Origin of the sequence: Actinomadura sp. KC06 (genome assembly GCF_004348735.1) — a bacterium.
Lineage (GTDB): Bacteria > Actinomycetota > Actinomycetes > Streptosporangiales > Streptosporangiaceae > Spirillospora.
In genome coordinates this window covers 1-17,238 of sequence record NZ_SMKT01000093.1, presented here as the reverse complement: position 1 = coordinate 17,238, position 17,238 = coordinate 1, and the positions used below count along the sequence as shown (strand labels likewise).

The 17,238-nt window shown below is 74.1% G+C and carries 14 protein-coding genes, 1 pseudogene and 1 riboswitch; of the genes and pseudogenes, 4 read left to right on the top strand and 11 right to left on the bottom strand.

Features of this window, described 5'->3' with window-relative positions; all coding sequences use genetic code 11:
• Positions 1–120 precede the first annotated feature (120 nt).
• Positions 121–1,479 (top strand): nitrate/nitrite transporter, encoded by a 1,359-nt coding sequence (locus E1287_RS26745; protein WP_131967828.1) that lies wholly within the window; start codon positions 121–123, stop codon positions 1,477–1,479.
• Here the strand turns inward: E1287_RS26745 and E1287_RS26740 are convergent.
• Positions 1,427–2,149 carry a maleylpyruvate isomerase N-terminal domain-containing protein gene (locus E1287_RS26740; RefSeq protein WP_131967827.1) on the bottom strand — a complete coding sequence of 241 codons (723 nt, stop codon included), beginning with the start codon at positions 2,147–2,149 and terminating at the stop codon, positions 1,427–1,429. The genes E1287_RS26745 and E1287_RS26740 overlap by 53 nt on opposite strands.
• Before the next feature lie 227 nt (positions 2,150–2,376).
• Positions 2,377–2,793, bottom strand: coding sequence for a plectin (locus E1287_RS26735; protein ID WP_131967826.1), 417 nt, complete (start codon positions 2,791–2,793; stop codon positions 2,377–2,379).
• A gap of 114 nt (positions 2,794–2,907) precedes the next feature.
• On the opposite strand from E1287_RS26735, the gene E1287_RS26730 reads away from it, so the two are divergent.
• On the top strand, positions 2,908–3,483 hold the full coding sequence (locus E1287_RS26730; protein ID WP_131967825.1) for a TetR/AcrR family transcriptional regulator C-terminal domain-containing protein: 576 nt from the start codon (positions 2,908–2,910) through the stop codon (positions 3,481–3,483).
• Positions 3,484–3,489: 6 nt separating this feature from the next.
• On the opposite strand, the gene E1287_RS26725 is transcribed toward E1287_RS26730, so the two are convergent.
• From E1287_RS26725 to E1287_RS26715, 3 genes are read right to left on the bottom strand one after another with little or no spacing between them, the layout of a single operon-like run.
• Positions 3,490–4,170 (bottom strand): LUD domain-containing protein, encoded by a 681-nt coding sequence (locus tag E1287_RS26725; RefSeq protein WP_131967824.1) that lies wholly within the window; start codon positions 4,168–4,170, stop codon positions 3,490–3,492.
• Positions 4,167–5,618 carry a lactate utilization protein B gene (locus E1287_RS26720; RefSeq protein ID WP_131967823.1) on the bottom strand — a complete coding sequence of 484 codons (1,452 nt, stop codon included), beginning with the start codon at positions 5,616–5,618 and terminating at the stop codon, positions 4,167–4,169. Before E1287_RS26720 ends, E1287_RS26725 begins: the two co-directional genes overlap by 4 nt.
• A gap of 50 nt (positions 5,619–5,668) precedes the next feature.
• Entirely contained in the window at positions 5,669–6,397 is a 729-nt protein-coding gene (locus E1287_RS26715; protein ID WP_131967822.1) for a (Fe-S)-binding protein, read from the bottom strand.
• A gap of 277 nt (positions 6,398–6,674) precedes the next feature.
• Between E1287_RS26715 and E1287_RS26710 the strand changes: the two genes are divergently transcribed.
• Entirely contained in the window at positions 6,675–6,878 is a 204-nt protein-coding gene (locus E1287_RS26710) for a DUF5999 family protein (RefSeq protein WP_117402622.1), read from the top strand.
• 124 nt (positions 6,879–7,002) lie between these two features.
• Here E1287_RS26710 and E1287_RS26705 read toward each other — a convergent pair whose 3' ends face one another.
• The 3 genes from E1287_RS26705 to gcvP form a co-directional block, all read right to left on the bottom strand.
• Positions 7,003–7,638 (bottom strand): alpha/beta family hydrolase, encoded by a 636-nt coding sequence (locus E1287_RS26705; protein WP_131967821.1) that lies wholly within the window; start codon positions 7,636–7,638, stop codon positions 7,003–7,005.
• Positions 7,639–7,689: 51 nt separating this feature from the next.
• Positions 7,690–8,793 (bottom strand): tetratricopeptide repeat protein, encoded by a 1,104-nt coding sequence (locus E1287_RS26700; RefSeq protein WP_243719454.1) that lies wholly within the window; start codon positions 8,791–8,793, stop codon positions 7,690–7,692.
• A 296-nt stretch (positions 8,794–9,089) separates the two neighbouring features.
• Positions 9,090–11,960, bottom strand: a complete 2,871-nt coding sequence (gene gcvP, locus E1287_RS26695) for an aminomethyl-transferring glycine dehydrogenase (protein ID WP_131967819.1) — start codon at positions 11,958–11,960, stop codon at positions 9,090–9,092.
• A gap of 172 nt (positions 11,961–12,132) precedes the next feature.
• Positions 12,133–12,227: riboswitch (glycine riboswitch) on the bottom strand.
• Positions 12,228–12,545: 318 nt separating this feature from the next.
• Here gcvP and E1287_RS26690 point away from each other — a divergent pair.
• On the top strand, positions 12,546–15,023 hold the full coding sequence (locus E1287_RS26690) for a lysylphosphatidylglycerol synthase transmembrane domain-containing protein (RefSeq protein ID WP_207934481.1): 2,478 nt from the start codon (positions 12,546–12,548) through the stop codon (positions 15,021–15,023).
• A 26-nt stretch (positions 15,024–15,049) separates the two neighbouring features.
• Here E1287_RS26690 and E1287_RS26685 read toward each other — a convergent pair whose 3' ends face one another.
• The 3 genes and pseudogenes from E1287_RS26685 to E1287_RS26675 form a co-directional block, all read right to left on the bottom strand.
• On the bottom strand, positions 15,050–15,652 hold the full coding sequence (locus tag E1287_RS26685) for a MerR family transcriptional regulator (RefSeq protein WP_131967817.1): 603 nt from the start codon (positions 15,650–15,652) through the stop codon (positions 15,050–15,052).
• Between the two features lie 513 nt (positions 15,653–16,165).
• Positions 16,166–16,636, bottom strand: coding sequence for a bifunctional nuclease family protein (locus tag E1287_RS26680; protein WP_067886188.1), 471 nt, complete (start codon positions 16,634–16,636; stop codon positions 16,166–16,168).
• 142 nt (positions 16,637–16,778) lie between these two features.
• A pseudogene (locus tag E1287_RS26675) lies at positions 16,779–17,238 on the bottom strand (MerR family transcriptional regulator); the annotation flags it as partial.

Here is a 17,238-nt window from a genome sequence, read left to right as displayed (position 1 = left end):
CGCCTCACAGCCGGCGGGACGCGCTGTGCGGCGGAGTTATCAGAGCCGTATGACCGCTCACACGAGCGCGAAACGCGCCGCTCCTACGGTCGTGCCCGCCGAGCGACCCCAGGGAGACCCATGAGCGTCACCGCCGAAGCCCCCCGCCGCGACCGAGACCGCCGCGCCCGCCGCGCCCATGCGCTCAAGGGCCGCTGGATCGACGACTGGCGGCCCGAGGACCCCGCGTTCTGGACGGCCACCGGCGCCCGCACCGCCCGCCGCAACCTCGCCTTCTCGATCTTCGCCGAGCACGTCGGCTTCTCCGTCTGGACGCTGTGGTCGGTGCTGGTGCTCTTCCTCGGCCCCGCCTACGGCATCGACCCGGCCGGGAAGTTCACGCTCACCGCCGTCCCGGCGCTGGTCGGGGCCGCGCTGCGGATCCCCTACACCCTCGCCGTCGCCCGGTTCGGCGGCCGCAACTGGACGGTCTTCAGCGCCGCGACGCTGCTCGTCCCGGCCGTGCTCGCCGCGTTCCTCATCCAGCCCGGCGTCTCCTACCCGACGCTGCTGGTCCTGGCCGCGATCGCCGGGATCGGCGGCGGCAACTTCGCGTCCTCGATGGCCAACATCAACGCGTTCTACCCGCGGCGGCTCAAGGGCTGGGCGCTCGGCGTCAACGCGGGCGGCGGGAACCTCGGCGTCGCCGTCGTCCAGCTCGTCGGGCTCCTCGTCCTCGCCACCGCCGGGAAGGACCGTCCGGGGCTGGTCGCCGGGGTCTACATCCCGCTGATCGTCCTGGCCGCGCTCGGCGCCGCGCTGCGCATGGACAACCTCTCCCACGTCCGCAACGACCGGAGGGCCATGCGGGACGTCTGCAAGGACGCCCACACCTGGATCATGTCGGTGCTCTACATCGGGACCTTCGGGTCGTTCATCGGGTTCGGGTTCGCGTTCGGGCAGGTCCTGCAGGTGCAGTTCGCGGACGTCTTCGACACCCCGGTCAAGGCCGCCTGCCTGACGTTCCTCGGCCCGGCGCTCGGCTCGCTGCTCCGTCCCGCCGGAGGGCGGCTCGCCGACCGGCTCGGCGGCGCGTCCGTCACCTTCTGGACGTTCGTCGCGATGGCCGCCGCCGCGGGCCTGGTCCTGGGCGCGTCGCGGCTGGGGTCGCTGCCGCTGTTCCTCACCGGGTTCGTCCTGCTCTTCGCGTTCAGCGGCGTCGGCAACGGCTCCACGTACACGATGATCCCGGCGATCTTCCGCGCGAGGACCCGCGGCGGCGACGAGGGCCGCAGGCTCGCCGGTGCGCTGCTCGGCGTCGCCGGCGCGCTCGGCGCGTTCGGCGGCGTCCTGGTCAACGTCGCGTTCCGGCAGTCGTTCCTCGCCCACGGGACCGGCGACGCCGCCTACATCGCGTTCATCGCCTTCTACGCCGCCTGCTGCGCGCTCACCTGGCAGGTCTACCTGCGGAACCACCCGAGGAGGCCGGCGGGCGTCTGACGCCCTGCTTGGCCCCGCGCCGCCCCCGCGCCCGGCCGGGGCCCTCATCGGGGTCCGGCCAGTTCGGCGACCGGCCCGATGACCGCAGCACCGACTCCCACGCGTCCCCCGACGACAGCGGCAGATGCGGCACGCCCCAGTGCCACGCCGACACCAGCAGATCGGGGTCGCGCGGACGGTAGCCCGCCCCCACCGCGCGGGCCATGTCCCAGGCGTGCAGATGCCACTCCACACAGGCCGCGCCCGCATGATCCCCGACCGTGTACTTGGTGCCCCGGTAGATCAGATGCGTCCGGTCCCACATGTCCGGCATCAGGTCGGCGTACGCGCCGGCGGACACCCCGAACGCCATGATCCGCTCCGGGCCCGGCTCGGGCGGCAGCACCGCCAGCTCCGCCGCGTTCTGCCGCGCCTGCTGCCTGATCAGCACCGCCGACGCCGCGTCCTGCGCGAACAGCGTCGCGAGCCGGCTGTCGGGCGCGTCCTGGAGGTACTCCAGGAAGTTCTCCGCGACGCACCGCAGATGCCCGGCGAGATCGATCAGCCGCCAGTCGGCGCAGGGCGTCGGGACGTCCCAGTCCCCCGCCTGCTCCGCCAGCTCACGGATCGCCTTCACCCCGTCCTGGTAGGACTCCAGTACGCGGCCCCGGTCCGGCGGCGTGCGCTCCACGTGACTTCCCCCCGCGTCCAGAGCACAGTGCGTGCACAGCCGTGCCCTCTCCGCCGGACGCCGCCGCGCGCCCGCCGCGGCCTGCGGCGACCGGCGCGAGCGCCCCCCGACGTTCCCCCGAGAGGGCAGACTCTCAAAGTTCGGTGGCCGGTGCCACCCGGTGACGCTGTGTCGCCACACGTCGCCGCCCCATGCCGTCCGCATCCCGGACGGCCCTCCGGGCGCTCCTAGATCACCAGGGTCGGGTGCGTCCGGAAGCTGAGCCGGTGCGCCTCGCGGGCGGTGCGGAGCCGGTCGACCTCGTCGGTCCACGGGCGGACGTCCGGGCGCGCCTTCGCCTTGCGGTACGCGATCTCGGCGGCCCGGCGCGTCTTGGCGTCCTGCGTCTCCACCGAGTACACCTGCGGGCCCATCGCGACCCGCTCGGACGCCTCGGCGGCGGCGAGCACGTCCGTCATCGCCTTGTCGAACGCGACCGTCAGGGCCCGCAGCTCCGGCTCGGGCGTGTCCGCGCCCTGCGCGTCCCGCAGCGCCCGCTCCGCCTCGCCGGCCGCCGCGAGCCGGTCCTCGTACTCGGCGGCCAGCCGCTGGTCGGCCTCGTACGGCTCCGCGACGTCCTTGCTCACCCGGCGGCCCAGCGGCATGGTCACTCCTATCGGCGGTCTTGGGTGTTCCGGTCGAGGAAAGCGTACGCGGGCCCCTGGCGTGTCATGACGGCGGACACCCCGCTCGGCCCCTTTACGCAGTAAGGTCGGGTCATGGTTCGGCAACCGAGCATCAACGCCCAGCACCGCGCCCCGCTCTCCACCGAGCGGATCATCGAGTCGGCCCTGCGGATCGTCGACGGGCAGGGCCTCGCCCGGCTCACCATGCGCCGCCTCGGCGACGCGCTGGAGGTCGAGGCGATGGCGATCTACCACCACCTCCCCCGCGGCAAGGAGCAGCTCCTGGACGGCCTCGTCGCGCACGTCGCGTCCGCGCCCGCCGACACCGGGAGCACGGCCGCGAACGGGGACTGGCGGGCCGTCCTGCGCGCCTGGGCCGCCGGCTATCGGACGCGGCTACTGACGCACGCGGGCGTCCTCCCCCTCGTCGTCACCCGCCGCAACCCCGCCGCGCTCACCACCACGGTCGCGTCGCTGCGCGAGGTGCTCCGGCGCGGCGGCGTCGCCGAGGACACGGCAGCCGTCGCCGCGCACACCCTGCTCGGCTACGTCATCGGCCACGCCTCGCTTGAGGTCCGCGGCACGAACGAGGACGGCGCCGAGCGGCCGGTCGACTGGGACGCGCGCTTCACCGCCGGCCTCGACCTCATCATCGGCGGAGTGGGCTGATCCGGCTCAGTCCTCCACGACCAGGACCTCCAGGTGGCGCGGGCCGTGCACGCCCTCCACGCGGACCATCTCGATCCCGTGGGTGGCGGACGGCCCGCTGATCCACGTCAGCGGGCGCGCCGGATCGAGCCGCTCGACCGCCTCCGGGACCGTCCCGACGATCTGGTCGGCGTGCACCACGCACAGGTGGTAGCCGGGGACGGCGGTGAGCGCCCGCCGCCCCTGCGCGCGGCCCCCGTCCAGGACGACGGTGCCGGTCAGCGCGATCGCCGCCGCGCAGCCGGTGACGACGCCGTCGACGGCGGCGAGGGTGTCGACGTCGACGGCGGGGGTGTCGGCCAGCGCCCGGACGCCGTCCAGCTCGGCGAGCCACCCGAACGGCAGGTCGGCCGGGACGACGATCTGCTTGGCCTCCCGTCCCCACAGCGCGGCGGCCACGGCGGTGCCCAGCTCGTCGGCGCTGACGTGACGCACCGAGGCGCGGTTGTCGGCGACCCGCTCGGTGAACAGCGCCAGGACGTCCGCCCTGTTCCCGGCCTCGTCCTCGGTGAGCCGGCGCGGGTAGCGGCGCGGCACCGGCGGGCGCGTGCCACGGTCACCGCCGAGCGCCTCCCGCACCCGCCGCAGCACCTCGGCCCGCGAACCGCCGCCGCGCCCTGCGCCGGGCCCATCGCCGGACGCCGTCATGGCCGCCTCCGCGTCCACCAGGCGCGGAAGCTCTCCGCCGGCGGCGCGGGCAGGTCGCGGGCCTCGGTCCACTTGCCGAGCAGGCCGGGGAGGCGGCGGATCCGGCCGCCGCGCGACAGCAGCCGCGCCCACCGGGTGCCGCGCCGCAGCGAGGTCTCGTAGCGGCGCGGGTCGCCCATCGTCCACGCCAGGCCGCGCATCAGCATCAGCTCCGGCGGCGGGACGGGACGGCGCCGCCGCGACTCCACCACCGTGCCGCGCAGATGGACCAGCACGTCCGGAATGTCGATCTTCACGGGGCACACGTCGGCGCACGCGCCGCAGAGCGTCGACGCGTACGGCAGGGACGCGTCGGCGGCGCTGTCGACGCCGCGCAGCTGCGGGGTCAGGATCGCGCCGATCGGCCCCGGATAGACCGGGCCGTACGCCCGGCCGCCCGTCCGCTCGTAGACGGGGCACACGTTCATGCAGGCCGAGCAGCGAATGCAGCGCAGCGCGGCCCGTCCGACCTCGTCGGCGAGCGCCCGGGTCCGGCCGTTGTCGAGCAGGACGAGGTGGAACGCGCGCGGCCCGTCGCCCGCCGTCACGCCCGTCGACGTCGCGACGTACGGGGTCATCCGGTCACCGGACGACGAACGCGGCAGGAGCTGGAGGAACACCTCCATGTCCGCCCAGGTCGGGACGACCTTGTCGATGCCGGCGACGCTGATCAGCGTGTCGGGGAGGGTCAGGCACAGCCGCGCGTTGCCCTCCGACTCCAGCACCACGAGCGTCCCGGTCTCGGCGACCAGGAAGTTCGCGCCGGTGACGGCGACGCGGGCGCGCAGGAACCGTTCGCGGAGATGCGTGCGGACGGCGGCGGCGAGCTCGGCCGGGTCGTCGGTCAGGTCGGGCCCGGCGGACGGCATCGTCCGCCGGAACAGCTCCCTGATCTCGGCGCGGTCGCGGTGGAGCGCGGGCGACAGCAGATGGGACGGCTCGTCGTCGCCGAGCTGGACGGCCAGGTCGGCGAGGGCGGTCTCGCGGGCGGTGACGCCGGCGCGGGCCAGCGCGTCGGTCAGGCCGATCTCCCGGGTGGTCGCCGACGACGCCTTGACGACCTCGTCCGCCCCGGCCGCCCGCACCAGGCCGGTGACGATCTCGCACGCCTCGGCCGCGTCCGCCGCCCAGTGGACGATGCCGCCCGCCTCGGTGACGGCGCGTTCCAGCTGCTCCAGGTGGGCGTCGAGGTCGAGGAGAGTGGCGTCCCCGATCGCGCGCCCGGCCTCGCGCAGGTCGTCCCAGCCGGCGAGCTCGGCGGCCGCGGCGGCCTCCCGCTCCCTGGCCGCCGCGGTCCCACTGCGGAGGTTGCGGCGGAGGCCGGTATCGGCCAACGCGGACCGCGCGGCGGCGGCGAACTTCGGCATGGGCAGCGGAACCGGCCCGTTCGTGCCGGGAGGCGGCCTCATCCCCGTGGAGGACGGCGTCGTCCTCGGGAAGGAGCCCGGGGACGAGCCCGTCACGCCGGCCCCGTCTCGGCGAGGATCTCGGCCAGGTGCATGGTCCGGACGCCGCCGCGCAGCCGCGACAGCGCGCCGCCGATGTGCGCCAGGCAGGAGTTGTCGACCGCGCAGACCACGTCGGCGCCGGTGTCGCGGATGTGCCGCACCTTGTCGGCGACCATCGCGACCGACACATCGGAGTTCTTCATCGCGAACGCGCCGCCGAACCCGCAGCACTCCCCCGCCGCGGGCAGTTCGACCAGGTCAAGGCCCTTGACCGCGCGCAGCAGCCGGAGGGGACGGTCGGCGGCGCCGAGCGTCCGCGCCGACTGGCAGGACGGATGGTAGGTGACCCGGTGCGGGAAATAGGCGCCGACGTCGGTGACGCCCAGGACGTCCACCAGGAACTCCGTCAGCTCGTGGACGGCGAGCCCCTCGGCGGCGCGGGCCAGGCCGGGGTCGCGGGCCGTCCGCGCGATCCGCGGGTAGCCGTCGCGGACGGTCGCCGCGCACGACGCCGACGGCGCGACCACGACCTCGCAGCCCTCGAACGCGGCGGTGTAGGCGCGGGCCAGGTCGGCGGCCTCGCGGTGGTAGCCGGTCGTCCAGTGGATCTGCCCGCAGCACGTCTGCCCCGGCGGGTACGCGACCTCGTGCCCGAGCCGTTCCAGCAGGACGGTCACGGCCTTCCCGGTGCCCGGGAACAGCGCGTCGTCGAAGCAGGCGACGGACAGGGCGACCCGCACCGGCCTCACTCCCCCCACGCCTCGCAAAGCCCGTTCCCGCCGAACATCGTAGGGGTTTCACGCGCTGACGGCGTGTCGTTCGCCGTCCGTTCGCGCGCGGAAGGAACGCTGGAACCGGCACCTCCGGGTGAGACGGGTCACATCCACCGGTACTCGGGTACCAACGGACAACCGCCCCAACGGACTATGGCCGGTGGACGCGAACCGTTCCACACTGAGAGGCGTCAATAAAGGAAAGCTCCACAACCGACCCGTAGTTGAGACCGGAGGCACCACGATGTGCCCGCACCAGCCGCCCTGTCCCTCGCACGACGCACCCGACCGCGACGCCGCCCGGACGCTGGCCTCCCACCCCGAGCAGGGGTGGAGCCTTCTGTGCAACGGCGTCGTGCTCTTCGAGGACACCGGTGAGCTGCTGCCCGACGGGGGAATCATCGCACCGCACCGGCCGACGGATCCGCTGGCTCCGTCCGCCGCCTGAACGACGTCCACGGGGGACTAGTTCAAACGGGTGATCATCCTCGGGGGCACGGCCACCTGCCCGCTCCTTCCGGGCCCGCACCGGGCCCGGAACGGAACCGCCGACCAGACCGCCATCGGGACCGTCACGGGCCGCCCGTCCGCACCGCGCGGGCCGCCCGACCCCGCGACCCCGCCCATCTCCGCAGCCACGGCTCCGCCGCCGTCCCGACCGCGGCGGGATCCCGGTGCAGATCGTGCCGCTCCCCCGCCAGCACGATGACCTTCGCCGCGTCCGCCTTGTCCGGCACGCCGAACGGGTCCCGGTCGCCGTTGACGACGACGACCTCCACGCCTGCAGAGCGCAACTCGTCCACCCGCGTCTTCTCCGGGTTCCACGGCGGGTGAAGCGGAAAGGCCAGCGCGAGGACGCCCACCGCGCCCGCGCCGGTCGCCGTCCGGCACGCCACCCTGGCGCCGTTGCTCCGGCCTCCCTGCACGAGCGGGACGTCCCCGACCCGGTCCCGCAGCACGCCGATGATCTCCAGCCACGCCTCGTCCTGCTTCGCCATGGGGCCGGGCGCGCGGCGGCCCGCGAGCCGGAACGGCTGCGTCACCCGCGCCACCGCGCCGCCCAGCCTCAGCGCGGTCTCCCGGACGGCCAGCAGGTCGGGCGCGTCCACGCTCCCGTTCGAGCCGTGCGTCAGGACCAGCAGGAACGCCGGGTCGTCCGGCTCGTCCAGCGCCACCCCGGCCGGCCCGTGCGCCGTCACGACCTCCATCCGCCCACCGTAGCCCGCCCCTGGAACGATCACCGCGGCGGGATGACCGCGCTAGCGCTCGGGCCGGTCGGAGGGGCCCATCGCGAGGCGGAGCCGCTCGGCGAAGCTCTCCTGCAGCAGCGGGCCCCACGCGTAGTCGCCGGGAACCTGCACCGCCTGGCCCAGCGCCTCGTGCGCGCTGCCCGCCCGCCGGTCCTCCGGCGCGTCGCCGTTCCGGACGGCGAGCAGCGCGTACATGTGGTCGAGCGCGCCGAACGCCTCCCCGGCGAGGGCGGGGAGCGTCCCGTCGGACACCGCCTGCTCGACGACCGGCTCCCACCACAGGTCGGCGGGGTCGCCGTCGTCCTCGTCCCCGCCGAAGTCGCGGCGCAGCCGCGCCCGCACCTGGCCCGCGGTCGCCGGGTCGGACAGCCCCCGCCGCCACACCTCGGCCGCCTCGCCGGCGCGTCCGCGCAGCGGCAGCGTCCGCGCCAGCAGCTCGGTCGCCAGCGGCCCCACCTCCGGGTCGGACGGCTCCTCCCCCAGCGCCGCGCCGAACGACCCGATCGCCTGGTCGAGGTAGGCGATGCCCAGCGCGACCGCGAGCCGCGCGTACGCGTACGGGGCGGTGCCGCGGTCGATCAGCTTGAGCCCGGCGGCCAGGACCCGCTGCGCCCGCGCGGGCTCGCCGCGCTCCAGGTGCCGCTGCGCGAGGTCGTGCGCGGCGGGCGGCCCGTACTCGGCGTCGCCCGTCGCGATCACCGCCTCCCAGTGGCCGCGCGCCTCGTCGAACTCGCCGGCGTCGTCGGCGATCCGGGCGAGCGCCAGATGGGCGGGCGGCAGGTACGCCGGGTTGCCGAAGTCGACCACCACCCGCCACGCGGGCGCCGCCTCGCCGTGCTCGCCCGCCCGCTCGTGCGTGAGCGCCAGATGGTAGGCGGCGCGCGGGCCGTACTCGGGGTCGCCGGTGGCGATCGCCGCCCGGTCGGCGTCCCGCGCCCGCTCCACCTCCCCGGCGTCGTCGAGGACGACCGCCAGCCCCAGCGCGGCCTGCGCCCGGCAGGCCGTCTCGCCGAGCTCCAGCACCTTCTCGAACAGCACCGCCGCGCGCCCGGCCTCGCCGTTCTCCGCGAGGCTCCGCGCCTCCTCGCACAACTGAGCCGGGTCATCGGTCACGGGACTCATCAGTCTCTGCCCTCTGAGGTCGGGGGTCCGGAAAGAGCCTAGCGACCGCCCGACCGCTCGTCTCGCGACGCCCCGCGCGCACATCAGCCGGCACCTCAGCCGTCGACGACCTCACCTCGCGCGATCGCGTGCGAAGCCTTGGCCGGGGGCGAAGACACGAGCCCGCGAGAACCTGATCGCGCAGCGAGCCGCAAGGCGAGACGGAGCGATGCCGGCGATCGCCCGCGTTACCCGACGATGGAGGGCCCCCAGGGCCCGAAGGAGGAGGGAAACGCAATAAACACAGCTCAATCCTCGAAGGCCTCGGGGGGCGGGCAGGAGCAGAGGAGGTTGCGGTCGCCGTAGGCCTGGTCGATGCGGCGGACGGGCGGCCAGTACTTGCCGTCGCGGACGGCCGGGACGGGGTAGGCGGCCTCCTCGCGGGTGTAGGCGTGCTTCCAGTCGTCGGAGACCAGGCACGCGGCGGTGTGCGGGGCGTTCTTGAGCGGGTTGTCCTCGGCGTCGTAGGCGCCGTCCGCGACCCGCTGGATCTCGCGGCGGATCTCGATCATGGCGTCGCAGAAGCGGTCGAGCTCGGCGAGGTCCTCGGACTCGGTCGGCTCGATCATCAGGGTGCCGGCGACGGGGAAGGAGAGCGTCGGGGCGTGGAAGCCGTAGTCGATGAGGCGCTTGGCGACGTCCTCGGCGGTGATCCCCGTCTCCTTGGTGATCTTGCGGAGGTCGGCGATGCACTCGTGGGCGACGAGGCCGTTGCGGCCGGTGTAGAGGATCGGGTAGTGCGGGCCGAGGCGGGTCGCGAGGTAGTTGGCGGCGACGATGGCGCCCTCGGTGGCGGCGGTCAGCCCATCCGGGCCCATCATCGCGATGTACGCCCACGAGATCGGCAGGATGCCCGCCGAGCCCCACGGGGCGGCCGAGATCGGGCCTACGCCGCTCTCCGGCCCGGCCTCGGCGCGCAGCGGGTGGTTCGGCAGGAACGGGGCGAGGTGCTCGCGGACGCCGATCGGGCCGACGCCGGGCCCGCCGCCGCCGTGCGGGATGCAGAACGTCTTGTGCAGGTTGAGGTGCGAGACGTCCGAGCCGAACTCGCCGGGACGGGCCAGGCCGACGAGGGCGTTGAGGTTGGCGCCGTCGACGTAGACCTGCCCGCCCGCGTCGTGCACGGCCGCGCACACGTCGGTGATCGTCTCCTCGAAGACGCCGTGCGTGGACGGGTACGTCACCATGATCGCGGCGAGCCGGTCACCGTGCTTGCCGATCTTGGCGTGCAGGTCGTCCAGGTCGACGTTCCCGCCGTCGTCGCACTTGACGACGACGACGCGCATCCCGGCCATGACGGCGCTGGCGGCGTTGGTGCCGTGCGCGGACGACGGGATCAGGCACACGTCCCGGTCCCCCTCCCCGCGGGACGCGTGGTAGCCGCGGATCGCCAGCAGCCCGGCCAGCTCGCCCTGGGAGCCCGCGTTCGGCTGGACGGACACCTTCGCGTACCCGGTGATCTCCGCGAGCGCGCTCTCCAGCTCGCCGATCAGCTCGACGTACCCGGCGGCCTGGTCGACCGGCGCGAACGGGTGGATGTTCGCGAACTCCGGCCAGGTGATCGGCTCCATCTCGGCGGTGGCGTTCAGCTTCATCGTGCAGGAGCCGAGCGGGATCATCGACCGGTCGAGCGCGACGTCCTTGTCCTGGAGCTTGCGCAGGTAGCGCAGCATCGCGGTCTCGGAGCGGTGCGCGTGGAAGACGGGGTGGGTCAGGTAGGGGCTTTCGCGGCGCAGCGTGCCGGGGAGCGCCTCGGCCGCCTCGGCGGCCTCGGCGGCGCCGAACGCCTCCAGGACGGCGGTCACGTGCGCGGGCAGCGTCGTCTCGTCGCAGGCGATGCCGACGTGGTCGGCGTCCACGGGACGCAGGTTGATCCCGCGCTGGCGGGCGGCGTCCACCACCTGGGCGGCGCGTCCGGGCACCCTGGCCAGGACGGTGTCGAAGAAGGCGCCGTGCACGACCTCCACGCCGCTCTCGCGGAGCCCGGCGGCGATCTCGGCGGCGCGGCGGTGCGCCCGCTGCGCGATCGCGGCGAGCCCCTCCGGCCCGTGGTAGACCGCGTACATGCTCGCCATGACGGCGAGGAGCACCTGCGCGGTGCAGATGTTGCTGGTGGCCTTCTCGCGGCGGATGTGCTGCTCGCGGGTCTGCAGCGCCAGCCGGTGGGCGGGCGCGCCGTCGGCGTCGACGGACACGCCGACGAGCCGTCCGGGGAGCTGCCGCTGGATGCCCTCGCGGACCGCCATGTAGCCGGCGTGCGGGCCGCCGAACCCGAACGGCACACCGAACCGCTGCGCGGAGCCCACGGCGATGTCGGCGCCGGACTCGGCGGGCGGGCGCAGCAGCGTCAGGGCGAGCAGGTCGGCCGCGACGACCGCCTGCGCGCCGCGCTCGTGCGCCTGCGCGATGACGGGCTCCAGGTCGCGGACGGCGCCCGACGCGCCCGGGTACTGCAGCAGCACACCGAAGACGTCGCCCTCGGGCAGCCCGCCGGACAGGTCGGCGACGACCACGTCGATGCCGAGCGGGACGGCCCGCGTCCGGACGACGTCGATCGTCTGCGGGAGCACGTCGGCGTCAACAAGGAACGTTCCCGGCTCCTTGCGCTTGGAGACGCGGTGGGCGAGGGCCATGCCCTCGGCGGCGGCGGTGGCCTCGTCCAGCATGGACGCGTTCGCCACCGGCAGCCCGGTCAGGTCGCTGACGACGGTCTGGAAGTTCAGCAGCGCCTCGAGGCGCCCCTGGGAGATCTCCGGCTGGTACGGGGTGTAGGCGGTGTACCAGCCGGGGTTCTCCAGCACGTTCCGCATGATCACGCCCGGGGTGATCGTCCCGTGGTAGCCGAGGCCGATCATGGACGTGAGCACGGTGTTGCGGGCGGCGAGCTCGCGGAGGCGGTCCAGCGCGGCGGGCTCGCTCAGCGCGGGCGGCAGGTCCAGCGGGCGGGACGTGCGGATCGCGGCGGGGACGGCGTCGTCGATCAGCGCCTCGACGCCCGCGTACCCGATGGCGGCGAGCATCCTCGCCTGGTCGTCGGGCGACGGGCCGATGTGCCGGTCGGCGAACGCGGCGCGCGGATGCTGCGGCGCGGCCACGGGGGCGAAGAACTGGGCGGTCATGGAGAGCCTCCTGGCTGCTGCGGTCGCTCAGGCGGGCCGCTGGCGCGGGGGCCTGCGGCCGGTCTCCCCCTCTGTCATCGGCACCTGAGAGCTTCACCCGCGCAGCGGGGTTTCCCCTTCGGTGAGCCGCCTTCCCGGGACACGGGAATCGACGCCTGCTTTCCAGAGGTGCCTCGCCCGAGCGGTCCTTTTGCCTGAGAGGTTCCGGGGAGGTTGCCCCTTCGGCGCCCCACGCTGGCGGCGTGGGGTCTCTCCCGCACAGGGTCGACGGCATGTCCTGGACAAACCCTACCCAAAGATCGGTTCCCGCGATCGCGCCGGGCCCCGCCGGGTCCGTCCCCGCGGGGCCGGGCGCCGTACCAGCCAGTACGATGTGCAGTCCCACCTGGGACGGAACAGCCCCGGGCAGCGGCGGACGGAGATGGTCGGCCGAACGGAGCTCGTCCGTTGAATGGCGGTGGGCGGGGGCTGGAGGACGGTGGGTGCGGGGTGAAAGCGCGACGCCCGACGGGGCACCGGTCGACGGCGCGCCGCCGGTTCTGGGACGCTGATCGCGATGACGGACGGTCAGGGCGGCGGTACGGCGTGACCCCGATCCACGAGGAGGCGGCGCCCGCGCGGCAGGGCGCGTCCGCCGGTGTGCCCGTCGACGAGCCCGCCCAGCCGGACCGGATCCGCCGCCCGGCCGACGCGATCCGGTTCGCGGCGTCCGTCGTCGGGCTCGCGGCGGTGATGCTGCTGGTGTCGATCGCGCAGGAGACGACGCACGGCCTGCACACCGACATCGCCGAGGGCGCCGCGCACGCGCCGCGGCTGCTGCTGTCGCTGGCGACGCTGGTGTCCAGCTTCGGCGTGCTGGCGGTGCCGATCGCGTTCGGCATCGAGCGGCTGTTCCACAAGGACGGGATGCGCGTCGCGATCGCGCTGCTCGCCGCCGTGATCGCGTTCGGGCTCACGGTCGGCCTGGACGACCTGGTGGTGCGCGGCGCGCCCGGCGGCGTCCTGGACTCGCTGATCTGGGGCGGCACGGAGACCGCGCCGGTGCACACCGACATCGCGCCGGTGATCGCGTTCGTCAGCGCGGTCGGGATGGCGGGCCGCGCCCGCTGGCAGGCCGCGACCTGGACGATGATCGGGCTGGCGGCGCTGACGGGCCTCACCGCGTCCTACGCCTCGGTCGCCGCGCTCGCCGCCACCTACTTCCTCGGACGCGCCATCGGCCACGGCACCCTGTACGTGGTCGGCACCCCGAACCCGCGCCCGCCGGGACGGGCGGTGGTGGCGGCGCTCGAACGCCTCGGGCTGCGCCCGAAGCGGGCCGCGCGCCTGGACGAGCCCGCCGACGGCGCCGAGGAGACCCGCCGGTACGGCGTCGTCCTCGCGCCCCGTCCCCTGGACGGACGCGGCGCGCGGCTCCCCGTGGGACGCGGCGCCCACGGCGACTGGGACCTGGAGCTGCACGTCCTCGACCGCGATCAGCAGACGGCGGGCCTGCTGTACCGGGTGTGGCGGCTGCTGCGGCTGCGCGCCACGACGACCGGGCGGGCGCTGCGCTCGCTGCGCCGCTCCCTGGAGCAGGAGTCGCTGATGGCGTACGCGGTGGACGCGGCGGGCGTCCGGACGCCACGCCTGATCGGCACGTCGGAGGTCGGCACGGAGGCGGCGCTGCTCGCCTACGAGCACGTCCCGGGGCGGCGGCTCGCGGACCTCGACGACGAGGAGGTCACCGACGACCTCCTGACGGACGTGTGGCGGCAGTTCCGCGCCCTGCAGGAGGGGCGGCTGGCGCACCGCCGGCTGCAGGACGGCGCCGTCCTGGTCGGCGACGACGGCAGCGCCTACATCACCGATCTGCGGGCCGGGGAGATCGCGGCGGGCGACCTGGCGCTGCGGCTCGACCTGGCGCAGATCCTCACGACGCTGGCGCTGCGGGCGGGCCCGGAGCGGGCCGTCCGGACGGCGGTGGCCGTGCTCGGCGAGGAGGCCCTCGCCGCCGCCGTGCCGCTGCTGCAGCGGGTGGCGCTGTCGCGGACGACCCGGACCGCGCTGCGGCACGACCGGGACCTGCTGACCCGGATCCGGGAGCAGATCGTCCGGCTGAAGCCGGAGACGGAGGTCGCGCCCGCCAGGCTGGAGCGGTTCCGCCCCCGGACGATCTTCAGCATCGTGGCGCTGTCGGTCGCGGCGTACATCGTCATCCCGCAGGTGGCGAGCCTCGACCTCGGGACGATGACGGCCACCGCGAGCTGGCAGTGGGTCCTGGTCGCGCTGGGCGCGGCGGCGCTCACCTATGTCGCGGCCGCGCTGATGCTGATGGGGTTCGTCCCGGAGCGGCTGCCGCTGTGGCGCACGGTGCTGGCGCAGCTCGCCGCGTCGTTCGTGAAGCTGGTGGCGCCGGCGGCGGTCGGCGGCGTCGCCGTCAACACCCGCTACGTGCAGCGCTCGGGGGTGCGGCCGGGCCTGGCCGTCGCGAGCGTCGGCGCGTCGCAGCTGGTGGGGCTGGTCACGCACATCCTGCTGCTGATCCTGTTCGGGTTCCTCACCGGGTCGACGGCGAAGGCGACGCAGGACCTCGCGCCGTCCCGCACCGTCGTGATCGCGGTCCTGTCGCTGGGGCTGCTGGCGGGTCTCGCGCTGACGGTGCCGCGCGTCCGGCGTGAGGTCACGACCCGCCTGAAGAGCATGTTCTCCGGCGTGGTGCCGCGTCTGGTGGACGTCCTGCAGTCCCCGAAGAAGCTGTCCACGGGAATGGGCGGGACGCTCCTGCTGACGGTGGCGTTCGTCCTGTGCCTGGACGCCTCGATCCGCGCGTTCGGTGGCTCGCTGCCGATCACGACGGTCGTGGTGGTCTTCCTCACCGCCAACGCCCTCGGGTCGGCCGCGCCGACGCCCGGCGGCCTCGGCGCCGTCGAGGGCGCCCTCACCCTGGCGCTGACGATCTCGGGGCTCTCCGCGGAGACGGCGACGTCCGCGGTCCTGCTCTACCGGCTGCTCACCCTGTGGCTGCCCGTCCTGCCCGGCTGGGGAGCGTTCACCTACCTGCAGCGCAAGGAAGCGCTGTAGTCAAGCCGTGGTCAAAGGAGGCGCTGTCATCCGGTGCGGCGCGCGCGGCGCCGGTTGGCCAGCTCGTCGTGGGGGTGTTCGGACGGGTCGTCGTCGGCGGCGGCGCGCTCACCGGGGAGCTCCGCGAGACTGCCCTCCACCTCCTGCCACACCCGTCCGAGCGCGATGCCGAACACGCCCTGCCCGCCCTGCAGGAGGTCGACGACCTCGTCCGGGGAGGTGCACTCGTAGACGCTGACGCCGTCGCTCATCAACGTGATCTGCGCCAGGTCCTGCACGCCGCGATCGCGCAGATGGGTGACCGCCGTGCGTATCTGCTGCAGCGACACCCCGGTGTCGAGGAGCCGCTTCACGACCTTCAGGACGAGGATGTCGCGGAAGCTGTACAACCGCTGGCTCCCCGACCCGTGCGCCGACCGGACGCTCGGCTCGACCAGCTTCGTCCGGGCCCAGTAGTCGAGCTGCCGGTAGGTGATCCCCGCCGCGGCGCAGGCCGTGGGGCCGCGGTATCCGACATCCTCCGGCGGCGCCGACACCCGCGTGTCGAAGAGCAGTCCCTGCTCTCCGGCGCGCTGGGACGCCATATGCCTCTCGGGGGTCGCCTTGCCCTCGCCGCTGCTCACCGCCACGCGGACCTCCGGCTCCAAATCATCCCGTGGCGCTTCGTCAAGGGGGTTTGACGAATTACACCACGGGTGTTCCACCAGCACGGTAGGTGCCGGTCAGGGTGGGGTCAACGTTCATCGTCGGCGCGTCGCATGCCCGGATGAACCTCCTATTACCTGCATTTCTCTCCTCCTTCGGCCCTGGAGGGCCTGCATCGTCGAGAAACGCGGTGCGATCGCTGCATCGCTCCGTCTCGCCTTGCGGCTCGCTTCGCGATCGGGTTTCTCGCAAGCTCGAAACCTGCCTTCGGACGCGATCGCAACGGCCCAGGTCGTCGCAGGGTTGCGGTGGTGGCCGGGGTTGCTGCGCAGGGCCCCTACCGGTAGGCGATCAAGCTTATCTTCAAGAATCCCCAGGAACCGGGGCAACAAACCCGCTGCTCGCACGTCATCCCAGGCTAACCCGCTGGGAAGCCCCCTCTTGGCAGGCTCGCCGTACCCTCACATCGGGTTACCGAGGGTCACCCCGAGCGCGACCTAGCCGGCCCGGCCGAAGTCCTCCGGGCTGATGGTGTCGAGGAACTCTCGGAACTTCTCTACTTCGTCTTCTTGCTCGTCGGGGATGGCGACGCCGGCCTCTTCCAGGACGTCCTCGCTGGCGAAGATGGTGGCGCCGGTGCGGAGGGCCAGGGCGATGGAGTCGGACGGGCGGGCGCTCACCTCGACGCCGTTGGAGAAGACGAGGTCGGCGAAGAAGATGCCCTCGCGGAGCGCGGTGATGTTGACGGTGCGGAGCTGGACGCTGAGGGCGTCCAGGACGTCGCGGAACAGGTCGTGGGTGAGGGGCCGGGCGGGCAGGACCCCCTGCTGGGCGAAGGCGATCGCGGTCGCTTCGACCGCCCCGATCCAGATGGGCAGGTAGCGGTCGCCCTCCGTCTCCTTCAACAGGACGATGGGCTGATTGGAGGGCATCTCGACCCGGACGCCGACGACCTCCATCTGCTTCACTGCGGCTCCCTGCTGGTTCTCGCTATCTCGATCACCACGTGCAGCGGATCGATTCGTGACCGAACCCTGTAGCCAACGTACACCCCGCCCCGGACAGCTCGTGATGCCGCGCGTCCGGCAAAAACCTCCGCGGCGCGCATGATCAGCGGTCGAGGCTTTCGCTGAGGCCGGCGGAGACCAGCGCGGCGTGCAGTTTCACCGACAGGGCGGCGATCTCGCGGGCGGTCTCGGCGGCCTGCTCGTGTGCGCCGCTGCTGCGGCGGCGCAGCTGCGGGGCGACCATCTGCTCGATGAGGCCGACCTGCCGGTCGGCGGCGGCCTTGACGGCGCGCAGGTGCCGGACCTCGAAGCCGAACTCGCCGAGCGCGGCGGCGACACGCGCGATGTTGAGCGCGTCGCCCTCGTAGTGGGCGCCGGTGCGGCGGACGAGGCCGTACTCCTCCATGCGGGCGAGGAGGGCCTCGTCGATGCCCGCGCCGTCGAGGAGCTGGCGGCGGGTGAGGCGGACGGAGGGGTCCTCGGCGGTGGTGTCGGCGGCGACGAGCATGCGGGGGCGGCGCGGCCCGGCGGCGGCGCCCGTCCCCGCGGACGCGGGGCGGGGG

What these genes read in the sequence shown, in the direction of transcription:
- E1287_RS26745 (WP_131967828.1), top strand. Translation starts at nt 121, where the DNA reads ATGAGCGTCACCGCCGAAGCCCCCCGCCGCGACCGAGACCGCCGCGCC.
- E1287_RS26735 (WP_131967826.1), bottom strand. Translation starts at nt 2,793, where the DNA reads ATGCCGCTGGGCCGCCGGGTGAGCAAGGACGTCGCGGAGCCGTACGAG.
- E1287_RS26730 (WP_131967825.1), top strand. Translation starts at nt 2,908, where the DNA reads ATGGTTCGGCAACCGAGCATCAACGCCCAGCACCGCGCCCCGCTCTCC.
- E1287_RS26725 (WP_131967824.1), bottom strand. Translation starts at nt 4,170, where the DNA reads ATGACGGCGTCCGGCGATGGGCCCGGCGCAGGGCGCGGCGGCGGTTCG.
- E1287_RS26720 (WP_131967823.1), bottom strand. Translation starts at nt 5,618, where the DNA reads ATGAGGCCGCCTCCCGGCACGAACGGGCCGGTTCCGCTGCCCATGCCG.
- E1287_RS26710 (WP_117402622.1), top strand. Translation starts at nt 6,675, where the DNA reads ATGTGCCCGCACCAGCCGCCCTGTCCCTCGCACGACGCACCCGACCGC.
- E1287_RS26705 (WP_131967821.1), bottom strand. Translation starts at nt 7,638, where the DNA reads ATGGAGGTCGTGACGGCGCACGGGCCGGCCGGGGTGGCGCTGGACGAG.
- gcvP (WP_131967819.1), bottom strand. Translation starts at nt 11,960, where the DNA reads ATGACCGCCCAGTTCTTCGCCCCCGTGGCCGCGCCGCAGCATCCGCGC.